General features: G+C 69.9%; 11 protein-coding genes and 2 pseudogenes. 6 read left to right on the top strand and 7 right to left on the bottom strand.

Annotated elements, in window-relative coordinates:
- Positions 1–13 precede the first annotated feature (13 nt).
- Positions 14–2,938 carry an FAD-binding and (Fe-S)-binding domain-containing protein gene (locus ACNPQM_RS12430; RefSeq protein WP_418084047.1) on the bottom strand — a complete coding sequence of 975 codons (2,925 nt, stop codon included), beginning with the start codon at positions 2,936–2,938 and terminating at the stop codon, positions 14–16.
- 164 nt (positions 2,939–3,102) lie between these two features.
- Complete coding sequence (locus ACNPQM_RS12425; RefSeq protein WP_418084020.1) at positions 3,103–3,546, bottom strand: MarR family winged helix-turn-helix transcriptional regulator; 444 nt, start codon at positions 3,544–3,546, stop codon at positions 3,103–3,105.
- 117 nt (positions 3,547–3,663) lie between these two features.
- Here ACNPQM_RS12425 and ACNPQM_RS12420 point away from each other — a divergent pair, with 117 nt between their 5' ends.
- Positions 3,664–5,469, top strand: coding sequence for an ABC transporter ATP-binding protein (locus tag ACNPQM_RS12420; protein WP_358856097.1), 1,806 nt, complete (start codon positions 3,664–3,666; stop codon positions 5,467–5,469).
- Positions 5,470–5,790: pseudogene (locus ACNPQM_RS12415) on the top strand (hypothetical protein); the annotation flags it as partial.
- 331 nt (positions 5,791–6,121) lie between these two features.
- On the opposite strand, the gene ACNPQM_RS12410 reads toward ACNPQM_RS12415, so the two are convergent.
- Entirely contained in the window at positions 6,122–7,249 is a 1,128-nt protein-coding gene (locus ACNPQM_RS12410) for an NAD(P)-binding domain-containing protein (RefSeq protein ID WP_418084019.1), read from the bottom strand.
- A 188-nt stretch (positions 7,250–7,437) separates the two neighbouring features.
- Between ACNPQM_RS12410 and ACNPQM_RS12405 the strand changes: the two genes are divergently transcribed.
- The 4 genes and pseudogenes from ACNPQM_RS12405 to ACNPQM_RS12390 all read left to right on the top strand — a co-directional run bounded on the left by ACNPQM_RS12405 (position 7,438) and on the right by ACNPQM_RS12390 (position 10,531).
- The gene (locus ACNPQM_RS12405; protein WP_418084018.1) at positions 7,438–7,998 is read left to right on the top strand and encodes a GNAT family N-acetyltransferase; all 561 of its coding nucleotides are present in this window, start codon (positions 7,438–7,440) and stop codon (positions 7,996–7,998) included.
- Between the two features lie 105 nt (positions 7,999–8,103).
- Positions 8,104–8,526 carry a secondary thiamine-phosphate synthase enzyme YjbQ gene (locus ACNPQM_RS12400; protein WP_418084017.1) on the top strand — a complete coding sequence of 141 codons (423 nt, stop codon included), beginning with the start codon at positions 8,104–8,106 and terminating at the stop codon, positions 8,524–8,526.
- A gap of 395 nt (positions 8,527–8,921) precedes the next feature.
- Positions 8,922–9,239, top strand: a pseudogene (locus ACNPQM_RS12395) (isochorismatase family protein); the annotation flags it as partial.
- Positions 9,236–10,531: an MFS transporter gene (locus tag ACNPQM_RS12390; RefSeq protein ID WP_418084016.1), complete on the top strand. Its 1,296-nt coding sequence runs from the start codon at positions 9,236–9,238 to the stop codon at positions 10,529–10,531. The pseudogene ACNPQM_RS12395 and the gene ACNPQM_RS12390, both read left to right, overlap by 4 nt.
- On the opposite strand, the gene ACNPQM_RS12385 is transcribed toward ACNPQM_RS12390, so the two are convergent.
- From ACNPQM_RS12385 to ACNPQM_RS12370, 4 genes are all read right to left on the bottom strand, one after another.
- The gene (locus ACNPQM_RS12385; RefSeq protein ID WP_418084015.1) at positions 10,482–11,375 is read right to left on the bottom strand and encodes a LysR substrate-binding domain-containing protein; all 894 of its coding nucleotides are present in this window, start codon (positions 11,373–11,375) and stop codon (positions 10,482–10,484) included. The two genes, ACNPQM_RS12390 and ACNPQM_RS12385, sit on opposite strands and share 50 nt — an antisense overlap.
- A 21-nt stretch (positions 11,376–11,396) precedes the next feature.
- A complete protein-coding gene (locus ACNPQM_RS12380; RefSeq protein WP_418084014.1) occupies positions 11,397–11,540 on the bottom strand; it encodes a LysR family transcriptional regulator in 144 nt (47 codons plus the stop codon).
- A gap of 132 nt (positions 11,541–11,672) precedes the next feature.
- Complete coding sequence (locus tag ACNPQM_RS12375) at positions 11,673–12,317, bottom strand: hypothetical protein (RefSeq protein ID WP_418084013.1); 645 nt, start codon at positions 12,315–12,317, stop codon at positions 11,673–11,675.
- Positions 12,314–14,041 (bottom strand): PHP domain-containing protein, encoded by a 1,728-nt coding sequence (locus tag ACNPQM_RS12370; RefSeq protein ID WP_418084012.1) that lies wholly within the window; start codon positions 14,039–14,041, stop codon positions 12,314–12,316. Before ACNPQM_RS12370 ends, ACNPQM_RS12375 begins: the two co-directional genes overlap by 4 nt.
- Positions 14,042–14,260: the final 219 nt, after the last annotated feature.

The following is a 14,260-nucleotide window of genomic DNA, read 5'->3' as shown; positions in this document are numbered from 1 at the left end:
TGCGAGAGACGTGTCAGGGGCGCGTCGCCCGCTCCAGTTCCATCAGGACCGAGTGGTACGCGCGCCCCGTAGCCCGGTCCATGCCGATCTCGCACATCCGGTTCGCGGAGAGATAGGCGTCGTACTCACGGGAGTTGACCTCGGCCGCCTCCTTCGCCGTGGCCGACGCGGTCAGCTCTTTGTGCAGCATCCCGCGGTCGCCCGCGAACGCGCAGCACCCGGCGTCGTCCGGTACGACGACCTCCTCCGCACACGCCTCGGCGACTGTACGCAACTGCTCCACGTCGCCGAGATGCTGCATGGAGCACGTCGGGTGCAGCACCGCCGAGCCGGTCTTCCGCAGGATCGTCAGCTCCGGCAGCAGCTCGTCGGCCGCCCAGACGAGGGAGTCGACGATGGTCAGCTCCCGGTGCAACTCCCGGTTGTCCTCGGTGAGATAGGGCACCACCTCATGGGCGATACCCAGCGTGCACGACGAGGCGTCGACGACCAGGGGAAGCCTTCCGCCGGCTGTCCAGCCCCAGGTGGCCTCCACGATGCGGTTGGCCATCACGGCGTTGCCCTCGTCGTATCCCTTGGAATGCCAGATCGTCGAGCAGCAGGTACCCGCGACGTCCTCCGGGATCCATACCGGCTTTCCGGCGCGGGCCGAGACGGCGACGACGGCCTGCGGCAGCGACGGGCCACGGTGGCCTTCCGGGCCGCCGAAGATGCGGTTCACGCACGCCGGGTAGTAGACGGCGCTCGCCCCGACCCGCGAGGTGCGGGGCAGCTTGCGGGGCGCCGCGCCGGGGATCTCGGGCAGCCACTCGGGCACCAGATCGGGGCGTACGGCCTTGCGGGCGAGGCCGGTGACGGTTTCCAGCAGCCGATCGCCGATCTTGTCGGCCGCGGCGACCGCGAGCCGCGCCGAGGTCTCCACCGCCTTGAAGTTCCTTGCGGTGAGTGCTGCGATCCGTTCCTCGCGCGATGAGTGCCGCTGGTGGCGGAAGTCCTTCATCATGGCGCCGGTGTCGATGCCGACCGGGCAGGCGAGTTTGCAGGTGGAGTCACCGGCGCAGGTGTCAACGGCGTCGTACCCGTACGCGTCGAGGAGCTCGGTCTCCACCGGCGAACCGCCGGGCTGTCGCATCATCTCCCGTCGCAGCACGATCCGTTGACGCGGGCTGGTGGTGAGGTCGTGACTGGGACAGGTGGGTTCGCAGAACCCGCACTCGATGCACGGGTCGGCGATCAGCTCGACCTCGGGGATGGTCTTCAGCCCGCGCAGATGGGCCTTCGGGTCACGGTCGAGGACGATCCGCGGCGCGAGCACCCCGTCGGGGTCGATGACCTGCTTCGTACGCCACATCAGCTCGGTCGCCTTCGGGCCCCACTCCAGTTCCAGGAAGGGCGCGATATTGCGACCGGTGGCATGCTCCGCCTTGAGCGAGCCGTCGAAGCGCTCCACGGTCAGCCGGCAGAAGTCGTCCATGAACGCGGCGTACCGGTCGACATCGGACGGCTTCGCCGCATCGAACGCGAGCAGGAAGTGCAGATTGCCGTGTGCGGCATGGCCCGCGACGGCGGCGTCGAAACCGTGCTCCGCCTGGAGCCGGAGGAGGGCTTCGCAGGCGTCGGCGAGCAGCGACGGCGGGACCGCGAAGTCCTCGGTGATCAGAGTCGTACCGGACGGGCGGGAGCCGCCGACCGCGGTGACGAACGCCTTCCGGGCCTTCCAGTAACCCGAGATGACCTTGGACTCGCGGGTGAACTCATTGGTCACCGAGGCGACCGGCGCGACCAGGTCCAGCCCCTCGACGACCGCGGCCGCCGCCTGCTCGTACGCCTCCTGCCCCGGTTCGTCCGGAGCCCGGAACTCCACCAGCAGCGCCGCCGTCTCCTTCGGCAGCTCGGCCCAGTCCGCGGGCACTCCCCGGACGCTCACCGACGCCCGCAGCGTGTTGCCGTCCATCAGCTCCACGGCGATCGCCCCCGCTTCGTTGAAGCGGGGCACGGCAGCGGCGGCGGCGGTCAGCGAGGGGAAGAAGAGCAGGGCGCTGGAGACCTTCCGGTCCAGCGGCAGCGTGTCGAAGACGACCTCGGAGATGAAACCGAAGGTGCCTTCAGAGCCGACCATCAGTCCGCGCAGGATCTGTACGGGGGTAGAGCCGTCCAGGAACGCGTCGAGCCGGTAGCCGTTGGTGTTCTTGATCTCGTACTTGGCTCGGATCCGGGCGGTCAGCTCCGCGTCCGCCTCGATCTCCGTCTTCAGGGCCAGCAGCCCCTCGCACAGCTGTGGTTCGGCGTGGGCGAGCAGTTCGTCCGCCGCCGGATCGGCCGTGTCGACGACCGTGCCGCTCGGCAGCACGAAGGTGAGCGAGGCGACGGTCCGGTACGAATTGCGGGTGATGCCCGCGGTCATTCCGGAGGCGTTGTTGGCAACGACCCCGCCGATCGTGCACGCGATGGCGCTGGCCGGGTCGGGACCCAGCAGCCTGCCGTACCGGGCGAGGGTGGCATTGGCGCGCATGACTGTGGTCCCGGGGCGAATCCGGGCCCGCGCACCGTCGTCCAGCACCTCGATGCCCGCCCAGTGGTGCCGGACATCGACCAGAATGTCCTCTCCCTGCGCCTGGCCGTTCAGACTGGTGCCCGCGGCCCGGAAGACGACTTCGCGGCCCTTGCCGTGTGCGTACGACAGGATCGCCGAGATGTCGTCGATATCCTCCGGGACGACGACGACCTGTGGGACGAACCGATAGGGGCTGGCGTCGGAGGCGTATTTCACCAGGTCGGAGACGGTCCACAACACCTTCTCCGGTCCGAGCAGCGCGGTCAGTTCGCCGCGCAGCGGCTCGGGCGTGCCCGTGGCCCGCACGTCGGGGACCCGGTCGGGGGACGGGGTGCGTGCCGCACCCGGGCGGAGAACTTCCGGCTTCGGTTCCAGCAGCGGCATGGCGATGGCCCCCTCGGTGGGTCGGTGCAGTACTCCCACCTTTCTACAGCGAAGATTCACACCGCTCATGATCGGTGCAAGGCCTCGAGGCCGCCCGGCGAACCGGCCCGGCACGGGGCTGCGCCGACTCGCCCCGGCACCCGGCACCATCCGAAGGCGGAGCCTCAGCAGCGGCGCTCCGGCATTCCCGCGACCAGGGTGGACAGCAGCCCGCCCAGCACCTCGCGCTGATCGGCGGTCAAGGGAGCCAGGATCTCCTCCGCGGCCGCCCTCCGCGCGTCGCGCAGCGAGCGCAGCGTGGCACGGCCGTCGTCGGTGATCTCGATCCGGACCACCCGGCGGCTGTCCGGATCCGGGGCGCGGCGCACCCGGCCGCTCGCCTCCAACGCGTCGACCAGGCTGGTCACGGCGCGCGGCACGACATCCAGGCGCTGCGCGAGATCCGCCATCCGGGGCGGCCCGTCGTAGTGGGCGACCGTGCGCAGCAGCCGGAACTGGGCCGGCGTGATGCCGATCGGCTCGAGCTGGCGGCTCTGGATGCGCTGGAGCCGGCGGGTGAGCCGCAGCAGTTGCTCGGCCAGCAGGCCGTCGGAGTCGGGGGAGTCCATGGAGGAACAATATCAGGACGACATTCATTGTGAGTATAGGTAACAATGAGCTATGCTCGCAAAGGTCGGACTGCCGCATGCGGCAGTCTCCCTCCGTCACGCCTGCCGAAGGAGCCCATGAAACCCGACGAACCCACGTGGACACCCCCGCCCAGGGACGGTGCGCGGCCACCCACCGAGCTGCGCCGCATCCTCCGCCTCTTCCATCCGTACCGCGGCCGGCTCGCGCTGGTCGGACTCCTCGTCGGCGCCTCGTCGTTGGTGTCCGTTGCCTCGCCGTTCCTGCTCCGCGAGATCCTCGACACGGCCATTCCCCAGGGGCGGACGGGACTGCTCTCGCTGCTCGCCCTTGGCATGATTCTCACCGCCGTGATGAACAGCGTCTTCGGCGTCCTGCAGACCCTGATCTCCACCACCGTCGGCCAGCGCGTCATGCATGACCTGCGCACGTCCGTCTACGCCCAGCTGCAGAGGATGCCCCTCGCCTTCTTCACGAAGACCCGCACCGGCGAGGTGCAGTCCCGTATCGCCAATGACATCGGCGGCATGCAGGCCACCGTCACCTCCACCGCCACCTCGCTGGTCTCCAACCTGACGGCGGTCATCGCCACGGTCGTGGCCATGCTGGCGCTCGACTGGCGGCTCACTCTCGTCTCGCTCCTCCTGCTGCCCGTCTTCGTCTGGATCAGCCGCCGGGTCGGCCGCGAGCGCAAGAAGATCACCACCCAGCGCCAGAAGCAGATGGCCGCCATGGCGGCCACGGTCACCGAGTCCCTCTCCGTGAGCGGCATCCTGCTCGGCCGGACGATGGGCCGGGCGGACTCCCTCACCCAGGGCTTCGCCGACGAGTCCGAGCGCCTGGTCGACCTGGAAGTGCGCTCCAGCATGGCCGGGCGGTGGCGGATGTCGACGATCGGCATCGTCATGGCCGCCATGCCCGCCGTCATCTACTGGGCCGCGGGACTCGCCCTGCAGTTCGGCGGAGCCGCTGTCTCCATCGGCACGCTCGTCGCCTTCGTCTCGCTCCAGCAGGGCCTCTTCCGGCCCGCGGTGAGCCTGCTCTCCACCGGGGTGCAGATGCAGACGTCCCTCGCACTCTTCCAGCGGATCTTCGAGTATCTCGACCTCAGGGTGGACATCACCGAGCCCGAGGAACCCGTCCAACTGGAGAAGATCCGCGGCGAGATCCGCTTCGAGGACGTGGACTTCAGTTACGACGAGAAGAGCGGCCCGACCCTCAGCGGCGTCGATGTCACCGTGCCGGCCGGCGGCAGCCTCGCCGTTGTCGGGCCCACCGGTTCCGGCAAGTCCACGCTCAGCTACCTGGTGCCACGGCTGTACGACGTCACCGGCGGCCGGGTCACGCTCGACGGCGTCGACGTACGCGAACTGGACTTCGACACGCTCGCCCGGGCCGTCGGTGTGGTTTCCCAGGAGACGTACCTCTTCCACGCCTCCGTCGCCGAGAACCTGCGCTTCGCCAAGCCGGACGCGACGGATGCCGAGATCGAGGCGGCTGCCCGCGCGGCACAGATCCACGACCACATAGCCTCGCTGCCTGACGGCTACGACACCCTGGTCGGCGAGCGCGGCTACCGCTTCTCCGGCGGCGAGAAACAGCGGCTGGCCATCGCCCGCACCATCCTGCGAGATCCGCCCGTCCTGATCCTCGACGAGGCGACCAGCGCCCTCGACACCCGTACCGAATTCGCCGTACAGGAGGCGATCGACGCACTGTCCGCAGGGCGCACCACGATCACCATCGCTCATCGCCTCTCCACCGTTCGCGACGCGGACCAGATCGTCGTCCTCGACGGCGGCCGGACTGCCGAGCGCGGCAGCCACGAGGAGTTGCTCCAGCAGGACGGCCGCTATGCCGCGTTGGTCCGCCGGGACACCCAACTCGACCCCGTGACAAGCTGAGGAAGCTCTACCGTGCCGCGCGCCGGGCGCAGCACGGTGGTGAAGGCTCAGACGGCCGAACATGGAATGACAGGGATGCGGGAAGTGGTGGCGCTGGCCAAGGTGGGGCCGGCGCAGCACTTCCGGCCCCACCCTCTACGCTCCTGACGTCCTGGGCGGGCGGCCGTCCACGCGGCCGACCAGGAGCGGTGGGACGCCGAGTTCCCCGACCACCTCGTCACCCGGGTCCGCCGCACCCTCGGCGCGATCGCGGAGACGGTCACCGTGGTAACCGAGTTCGCTGCCCTGCCCGAGTTCACCGGGCCGGGGAGCCGATGCTGAGACCGCACGTGCGACGGCGCCGCCGCTCCCGTGGGACGGGGAGCGGCGGCGCCGGGGCGGAGCAGAGGTCAGACGAGCCAACCCACGAAGTGGACGAGTCCGGCAAGCAGGTTGGTCAGGACGTTCATCAGGTGTATCTCCTCGTACATGGTGTATCTCCGGGACAGCGCAGTCGCGGTCTGCAGCCCGTTGTTTGCGCCCTGTAATCATCAGGTGCCGCAGGCGAGTTGAGCAACGATCGGCCATGCGATCACGCGTTCCAGCGAACATCCGATCCCCTGTTCGCGTGTTCTGTTCTCGCGGTGCGGAGCCGTGTCGTCCTAGGGCGATGTCACACCAGAGCGGCGGTGTGCTCGCCCCCGCGGCCGACGGCGTCGTCCGTGCCGGCCTTCAGCAGGTGCCTGATGGCACGCACCGCCGCTCGCCCTGCCCGATTGGCGCCGATGGTGCTCGCCGACGGCCCGTACCCGACCAGATGGACCCGCGGGTCCCGTACGGCCTGTGTGCCTTCGACCTGGATACCGCCGCCGGGCTCGCGCAGCCGCAACGGCGCGAGATGGTCGATGGCGGCGCGGAACCCGGTCGCCCAGAGGATCACATCGGCGTCCACCGTCCGCCCGTCGTCCCACGCCACCCCGGTCGGAGTGATCCGGTCGAACATCGGCAGGCGGTCGAGCACTCCCTCTTCCCGGGCCCGCCGCACGGCGTCGGTGACCGGCAGCCCGGTCACACTCACCACGCTCTGCGGCGGCAGCCCCCGCCGTACGCGCTCCTCCACCAAGGCGACGGCGGCCCGCCCCTGCTCCTCGCCGAACGGTCCCTCGCGGAAGACCGGAGGCCGACGCGTCACCCAGAAGGTTTCCGCCGCCACCTCGGCGATCTCCATCAGATGCTGAGTGCCGGAGGCGCCGCCACCGACCACGACCACCCGCCGCCCGGCGAACTCCTGAGACCCTGGATAGTTCGCGGTGTGCAGCTGACGCCCCCGGAAGGTCTCCTGGCCCGGGTAGCGCGGCCAGAACGGCCGGTCCCAGGTGCCGGTGGCATTGATCAGAGCGCGCGTGGCATACGCACCCTCGGAGGTCTCGACAAGCAATCTCCCGCCGCCGCCCTCCCGCACCGCACTCACTTCCACGGGCCGGTGGACCCGCAGGTCGAAGGTGCGCTCGTACGCGTCGAAGTACTCGCCGATCACTTCGGACGACGGGCGGCTGTCGTCGGCGCCGGAGAGCTCCATGCCGGGCAGCGCATGCATGCCGTGGACCTTGCCGTACGTCAGTGAGGGCCACCGGAACTGCCAGGCGCCGCCCGGACGGGGCGCGTGGTCGAGCACGACGAAGTCGCGGTCGGGCTCCAGACCTGCGCGGCGCAGATGATAGGCGCCGGACAGACCAGCCTGTCCGGCGCCGATCACGACCACGTCCACTTTCCGTGCTGCCCCGACCCCAAAGTTGTTCACGCTTCTACCAACTAATTCGAGCCCGGGGATCTTCCCGGTCGGCGGCCCCGGTTATCAGCAGCGGCGCCCACCGGAGCGGACGCCGGGCACCCGTTCATGGCAGGCCCCCCAGCAGCGGCGATGCCGGAACGGTCGACAAGCGCCGAGCGTCTCTGGGAGCTCACGGAGGTTCGTGCGAGGATCGCGCGATGAACGATCTGACCTTCCGCCTCGCCGAGGATGCCGACCTCGCCACTCTCGTTCGCCTGCGTGACGATGCCGCCCGCTGGATGCTCGCCCAGGGCATCACCGGCCAGTGGCAGCCCGGCGAACTGGATGAGGACCACTTCCGCCGGATCATTGGGAGCGGCGGCGAAGTCTGGCTCGCCGAGGTCGACGACCGCGTGGCCGGGGCCTGGGAGTTGTGGTGGGAGGACGAGGAGGCCTGGGGATTGCAGCCGCCGGTGGCCGGCTACGTGCACCGGCTGATGGTGGACCGCAGCAGCGCCCTGCCCGGGACCGGGCGACTGCTGCTGCAAGCCGCGGAACACCGCGTGGCCACCGCGGGGCGGACGTTCGTACGTCTGGACTGCCTGGCCGGCAACGCACGCCTGAACGCCTACTACCTGGACGACGGCTACCGGGTCGTTGGCCATAAGGCGGGCAAGCCGCAGCCGGGCGGTACACCCAAGTCGTTCACACTTCTCGAGAAGACCTTGCGGGCAGGCCGCGAGGACGGTTACTCGGCGCCAGTGCTCCACGCCACCTGACGTATCCATACCGGACGAGGTGTTGTTCACCGGTCACCGCGACCGGCACCGCCGATCTCGGAACGTGGACGCGCCGTCTCGCGCCACGAGCGAGAAGATGGGGGCATGCCCGATGCCTTCAGCACCAGCGTTCTGCACATCACGACCGGTGGCGCCGAGACGGTCACCGACCTGACGGACGACTGCGTACGGTTTCTCACCCGCGCCGCCGTCGGCCGGGACGGCCTGCTCAACATTTTCGTGCCCCACGCCACCGCCGGAATCGCCATCCTGGAAACCGGGGCGGGCAGCGAGGAGGACCTCCTCGCCACCCTCCACACACTCCTGCCCGCGGATAACCGCTACCAGCACCGCCACGGCAGCCCCGGCCACGGCCGCGACCACGTCCTGCCGGCCCTGATCGCACCGCACGCCACATTGCCGGTGATCGACGGACGACTGGAACTGGGTACGTGGCAATCGGTGTGCCTGGTCGATACAAACAGGAGCAATACCAACCGTAAAGTCCGGTTGAGCTTCTTCGGTTAATGAGTCGCTTCGGTGGCACTGTAGAGGGGAAGTCCGGCCGCGCCAACTGCGTGGTGCGGATAGTCGCCCGTCGGTCAGCAGGTTACTGAGCTTCGCTCCACCTCGGGCGCAGGGCAGACTCCCTTCCGCGTCGTCCACCTGTTCTCGATGACGCACCATGTGGAGTGCGTCGCGATCCTTGAACCGGCCGCTCAGGGCTCCTGACCTGGGTTTTTGTCCGTGCGCATTATGCGCGCTGTGAGCGTTACGGGCGATATCTTGACGCTGAAATGACGCTCGTGACGCTCATTTGACGCTCGTTCCGATGGGGCATCAGGTGCTCGGTTGTGCTGGCCAGGCGCACTGTTGACTACGTGAGTGTGGCCGGGCGTTGAGGGGCTCGTGACGCTAACGACGTCGTCGTCGTCAAGCACCGCTACGACGCGTTCCACAACACGCGACTGGAGAACGTGCTGACCAGCATCTCCGGCCTGCGTGAGGTGGACACCGTGATCATCATCGGCACCCTCACCGAGGTCTGCTGCGACTCCACCACGCGGGGGGCGTACATGCGGGACTTCAAGGTGGCTTTCGTCGGCGACGCCACCGGGGCGCTCAGCGAGGAGGCCCAGGCGGCCACGGAGAAGACCATCGGCACATTCTTCGGTCGGGTGCTCGCCACCGGGGAACTGGTCGCGGAAATCCGCGCGAACCGCGAGGGGAGAGTGGCATGAGACCAAGAGAATACGACGTCCGCTACGAACGCTCGGCGGTCGTGCTGCTCTCCCTCGGATTCGGCCTCGTCGGTTTCGACCGCTGGATCATCAGCCCGCTGTTCCCCTTGATGATGAAGGAACTCGGGCTCGACTACCAGGACCTTGGGAACATCGTCGGAGTTCTCGGTCTGGCCTGGGGATGTTCCTCCCTTCTCATAGGCGGCCTCTCCGGCCGGCTGGGCCGGCGCAGGATCCTGGTCGGCTCGATCGTGTTCTTCTCGGTCTGCTCACTGCTGACGGGGCTCGTCGGCGGGCTCGTCAGCCTCCTGATGGTGCGGATCATCATGGGCGTCACCGAAGGCGCCTTCACCCCGACCGCGGTGGCCGCCACGGCGGAGGCGTCCCGGCCGGGGCGCCGCGGACTGAACATGGGCATGCAGCAGAGCACCTTCGCCCTGTTCGGCATCGGCCTCGGCCCGATCATCGCCACCCAGCTGCTGCGGGTCCTGCCGAGCGGGCACTGGGTCTTCGGTCTCATGCTGATCCCCGGCCTGGTCCTGGCCTGGTTCGTCTTCCGGACCATTCGCGAGCCCCACCAGCTGCCGGCCTTCGAATCCGCCGTCGCTCCCACCGCCGAGGACAAGACCCGCTGGCTGGACGTCTTCCGCTACCGGAACATCCGGCTGGCCATCCTCGCCCTGTGCGGCGCGATGACGTGCATCTTCGTGCTGAGCGCGATGGTGCCGAGCTACCTGGTCGACCACCAGGACATCGGGACCAGCCAGATGGGTGTCATCGCCTCCGGTATCGGGTTCGGCGCCTTCGTGGGCCAGTTGGTCATTCCGGGGCTGTCCGACAGGTTCGGCCGCAAGCCCGTGGTCGTCGTCGCGCTGCTGATGGCGATGTGCATGCTGGTCGGCTTCATCCTGCAGGGACCGGTGGTGCCGCTGCTGTTCCTGCTGCTGTTCTTCGTCGCCTTCGGCGCCAACGGCTGTCTGGCCCTGCTCGCCGGAACCGTGACCGTGGAGTCCGTCCCCGCCGGCCTGATGGCCGCCGCGGCGGGCACCGTGATGGGTGTTGCGGAGATCTTCAGCGGCGGCGTGGCCCCGTCCGTCGCCGGATACCTGGCCCAGCACCACGGCATCCACACCGTCCTCCACCTGGCACTCGGCGGACTGTTGCTGTGCGTGGTGGCCGCGTCCTTCCTCCAGGAGACGGCGCCGAAGAAGACCGGCCGTACCGGCGACGAGGACGCCGCCGTCACGACGGCCGCGGGCGTCCGGCCGGAACCCGGTCCCGCCACGCGCTGAAGACCTGCCCGAAAAGCGGAGGACCCGCGCGTCGGCGCGGGTCCTCCGTCCCGGGCAGACCGCCGTCCGGGGCGCCGGGCGGGTCCTCGTCGAGGAACCGCGCGACGGACGCCGCGAACGCCTCGGTCACCCCGTGGTCCCGGCCCGCGTCGCTGACCCCCACCGTGACGTTGATCTGCGGAAGCAGTCCGGGCAGCCGGGCCGAGGGCAGGTCCGTCGCCCGCTGCCCCCGGTCGCCGAGGACGACACCGGCCGGAACCACGGTGATGCACTCCCCCAGCCGGATCAGCGCGTGCCTGGTCCGGTAGTCGTCCACCACGTGGAAGCGGGAGATCTCGTACGTCTTGATCAGCGTGGTCGTGATCCTCGCATGGTGCGTCAGCACCGGATTGTCGAACAGCACGAACCGGTAGCGGGACAGCAGCTCCTTCAGGGCCGGGGCGCTGACCTCCTCCAGAACCGTCCCCGGCGGATGGACGAGCGCCATGTCCTCGATGCCGACGACGTCGGTGTGGAACGGGTGGTCCGCTTCCGTGGAGTAGAACAGCCCGGCGTCCAGCTGGTTGAGTTCCAGCAGGTCGATCACCGTCGTGGCCGGCCGGCTGGTCACCCTGAACTCGTCCGCCCCGTACACGTCCAGCGCGCTGCTCACCACGGCCCGCACGGACCGCTCCGACAGCCAGTTGTCCACGCCGAAGACGACCTTGTGCGGATGGCCGGCCACCTCGGCGAAGCTCCGCGGCCGGGACGGGTCCTTTTTGCCCAGGACCGCGGAGGCGTTGGACAGATCCCGGATGAGGTGGGCGGCGTACGGCAGGAAGTACGCGCCCTGCGGGGTCAGCACCGCGCCCTTCCACCCCCGCTCCTACAGCGCGAACCCGAGACTCTCCTCCAGCCGCCGCAGCCGCTGGCTCATCGTCGGCTGCGTGACGTACGAGCCGGCGGCTGCCTTGGAGATACTGCGGTGCTTGGCCACGGCCAGGAAAGAACGAAGCGCCTCGAGATCCACGGTTGCCCCTCCTTCGACCACGACACGGGGCTCGATGGATCGGACCCTACTGCCCCGCGAACCCGTTGTGACCTGCTGGGACCGCGAGGCGGAAGGACTTCTTCCGGGGCATGCCGCCGGCCGGGGCGGGCGTCAGCCGTGATCGGCGCAGCAGGGCGTGGGGTCGGGCACCTCGAAGGGGGCGAGGACGCCGCCCGCGGCGGGCACGAGCGGCAGCACGAGCTGTCCGTCCTGCCACAGAGGGCGCACGTGATCGCGGGTCGTCACCGAGGTGTCCGGTCCCGGGCCGCTGCCGGGGCCGGACGGCGCCCCGATGACGGTGACCCGGTCGATCGCGGTGTGCTGGAGGAGGAAGCTCAGCGGGACCGTGCCGACGAGACGCTGGACACCGGGGTAGACGACGGCACGTCCCTGCTCGCGGGTCTGCTGCTCGGCCGCGGCCAGGGCGGCGCCGTCCGCGTACGGCGCCGGGCCGTGCCGCAGCGCGCCGAAGGCCGCGCCGGACGGCGGCCGGTCCTCGTCCGCGAGGACCGCGAGGAGGGCGACGAGCCGGTGCCACACCGAGGCCGCGGTGTCCGCGTCCGGCAGCGCCAGGGAGACGGCGATGTGCGGCCTCTCGCCGCTGCGGACCGGGTGCGTGCAGGCGACGGTGGCGTCCGGCAGGCCGAGCCGCGCCACCAGCTCCTGGGCGAGGTGGTCGGCGCCGCGCAGGTCCGCCGACCCGGCGTCCACACCGATCACGGTGGGGACGCCGGGTCCGCCGGGCGTACCGGTCATGCGGGCAGGACCCACATCGGGTTGGAGTAGAACCACAGGTCCTTCCACGGGTCGGCGTCGCCGACCACGTCCATCGCCGGTCCGGCCGGGTCCACGGAGGCACCGCGCAGACCGACCGCCGTGCGGTTGCCGTCCGTGCCGCGCAGCCGCACGTACACCGGCTTGTCCACGCGGCCGAGGGAGTACGTCAGACGCACCGAGCCGGTGGACTTGTCCACCTCGAAGGACTTCACGACCTTGGTGTCCGGGGTGATGAAGGCATCCTTGTCGTAGACCCGGCCGGTGACGTCGCCCTGGATCACGTCGACCCGGGCCAGCTTCGGCACGAACTGCGCCCAGTTCGGGCCGTTGGCGAGGCTGATCTCGACGACCAGGTCGACCTGGCTGCCGCGGCGCACGTGCAGCACGTCGCCGAGGGTGACGGCCTTGCCGCCGGAGCGCAGCTGGGCGTTGAGGCCGCTGATCAGCCCGCCGTGGTCGACCCAGACGCGGCCGGCGCGGATGCCTTCCATGACCGCCTGGTAGGAGAAGGAGGCGGCACCGACGTGGGTGCGGGAGTACTGGCCGGGCCAGAAGTCGCCGTCGCCCAGGTTCAGCGCGCCGCCGTGGACGGGGTCCTCGTAGTGGCCGTTGGCGTTGAAGTCGCTGCCCGGCCCGCGGACGGAGGAGTCGGCGTAGACGCTGTGGGAGTCGGAGTTGGCGGTGATCCACCAGGGCTTGCCCTCGGCCAGCAGGCTGTCCCAGAGACCGCCCACGGTCGCGGTCATCCAGTCGAAGCCGCCCCAGGTGCGGTAGCTCTCCAGCGGGTAGCCGGAGAAGGAGTCGGCGCCGGGGCTGCCGTCGTAGTAACCCCGGCCCGAGCCGGGGCCGCCCGGCGCGCGCAGGCCGGCGGCCTGGTGGCCCGGGGCGCCCTCCATGCCGACGGCGATCGTCGGCTGCGCGTCGCGCCAGGCACGGATCTCATGCGGGGAGTCGATGCCCTTGCGGGCGGGGTGGTTGGCCAGGAACAGGGCGTCCTTGACCTTGCGGCGCTGGACCTGCTCGGCGAGGAAGTTGACACCCGCGATGGCGAGCGCCTCGTTGGCGGGGGTGTTGGCGGTGGCCTTCTTCACGGCCCCGTCGAAGGAGTTCTCGAACTCCTTCAGCACGGCGACCTCGTTCGAGCCGGGGTGGACGAAGACGGTGCCGTGCTCGGCGGCCGGGATGTTCCACTCCAGGCCCTGGAAGACCAGCGTGTCGGAGATCTGCCCGCGGGCGGCGACGATGTCCGGGTTGACCTTCTCCACACCGATCTTGGCGTGCTGCTCGCTGCCGTGGTCGGTGATGACCATCCAGTCCAGGCCGTGCGCGTTGGCCTGGCGCACGTGGTCGACGACCCGGTACTTGCCGTCGGAGCTGTACTGGGTGTGGATGTGGTGGTCGCCGGCCAGCCACAGGTATCCCCCGGAGCGGGAGGACTCCGCGGACTGCTGGCTCTGGTTCTGACCCTGGTCCTGGCCCTGGGACGCGGCCGCCTGTCCGGCGCCGGCGAGCACGCTGCCTGCCGCCAGTCCGGCACCGAGCAGGCCGGTGCGGCGCAGCATGGACCGGCGGGAAAGCTGATCGGGCGTCAACTCGGTGTCGGGGACCTCCAGGTCGAGCGCCGGCGGCAGGGACCCGCCGCCCGTGCCGTGCCCGTGGTCGTGGTGGTGGTGCCCGTGGGCGTGACTGTGGCCGTGGCCCATGTCCGAACTCCTGCCGTCTGTACGTAAAAAGCGTGTTCGAGCAGCGCCCATGCTGGGCCCCTGCCGCCAACACGGCGGGAACGGCTGGTGACAACGGCAGGTACGGCAGGCGGCACCCGGACGTGGCACGGGGCCGCCCGTGGTTTCGGCACTCGCGCCGGCGCCGTCGGACCGAGCGGAACAAGCCACTTCCGGAGTCGAGGGCGCACGGTGCCCGCA

The sequence above is a fragment of the Streptomyces sp. NPDC056231 genome, assembly GCF_048270745.1.
Classification (GTDB): Bacteria; Actinomycetota; Actinomycetes; order Streptomycetales; family Streptomycetaceae; genus Streptomyces.
This window is presented reverse-complemented; position numbering and strand designations above follow the sequence as displayed.

Bases quoted from the DNA above. Each gene is read 5' to 3' on its own strand.
- ACNPQM_RS12370 (WP_418084012.1), bottom strand. From the start codon at position 14,041: ATGGGCCACGGCCACAGTCACGCCCACGGGCACCACCACCACGACCAC.
- ACNPQM_RS12420 (WP_358856097.1), top strand. From the start codon at position 3,664: ATGAAACCCGACGAACCCACGTGGACACCCCCGCCCAGGGACGGTGCG.
- ACNPQM_RS12405 (WP_418084018.1), top strand. From the start codon at position 7,438: ATGAACGATCTGACCTTCCGCCTCGCCGAGGATGCCGACCTCGCCACT.
- ACNPQM_RS12390 (WP_418084016.1), top strand. From the start codon at position 9,236: ATGAGACCAAGAGAATACGACGTCCGCTACGAACGCTCGGCGGTCGTG.
- ACNPQM_RS12425 (WP_418084020.1), bottom strand. From the start codon at position 3,546: ATGGACTCCCCCGACTCCGACGGCCTGCTGGCCGAGCAACTGCTGCGG.
- ACNPQM_RS12375 (WP_418084013.1), bottom strand. From the start codon at position 12,317: ATGACCGGTACGCCCGGCGGACCCGGCGTCCCCACCGTGATCGGTGTG.
- ACNPQM_RS12430 (WP_418084047.1), bottom strand. From the start codon at position 2,938: ATGCCGCTGCTGGAACCGAAGCCGGAAGTTCTCCGCCCGGGTGCGGCA.
- ACNPQM_RS12400 (WP_418084017.1), top strand. From the start codon at position 8,104: ATGCCCGATGCCTTCAGCACCAGCGTTCTGCACATCACGACCGGTGGC.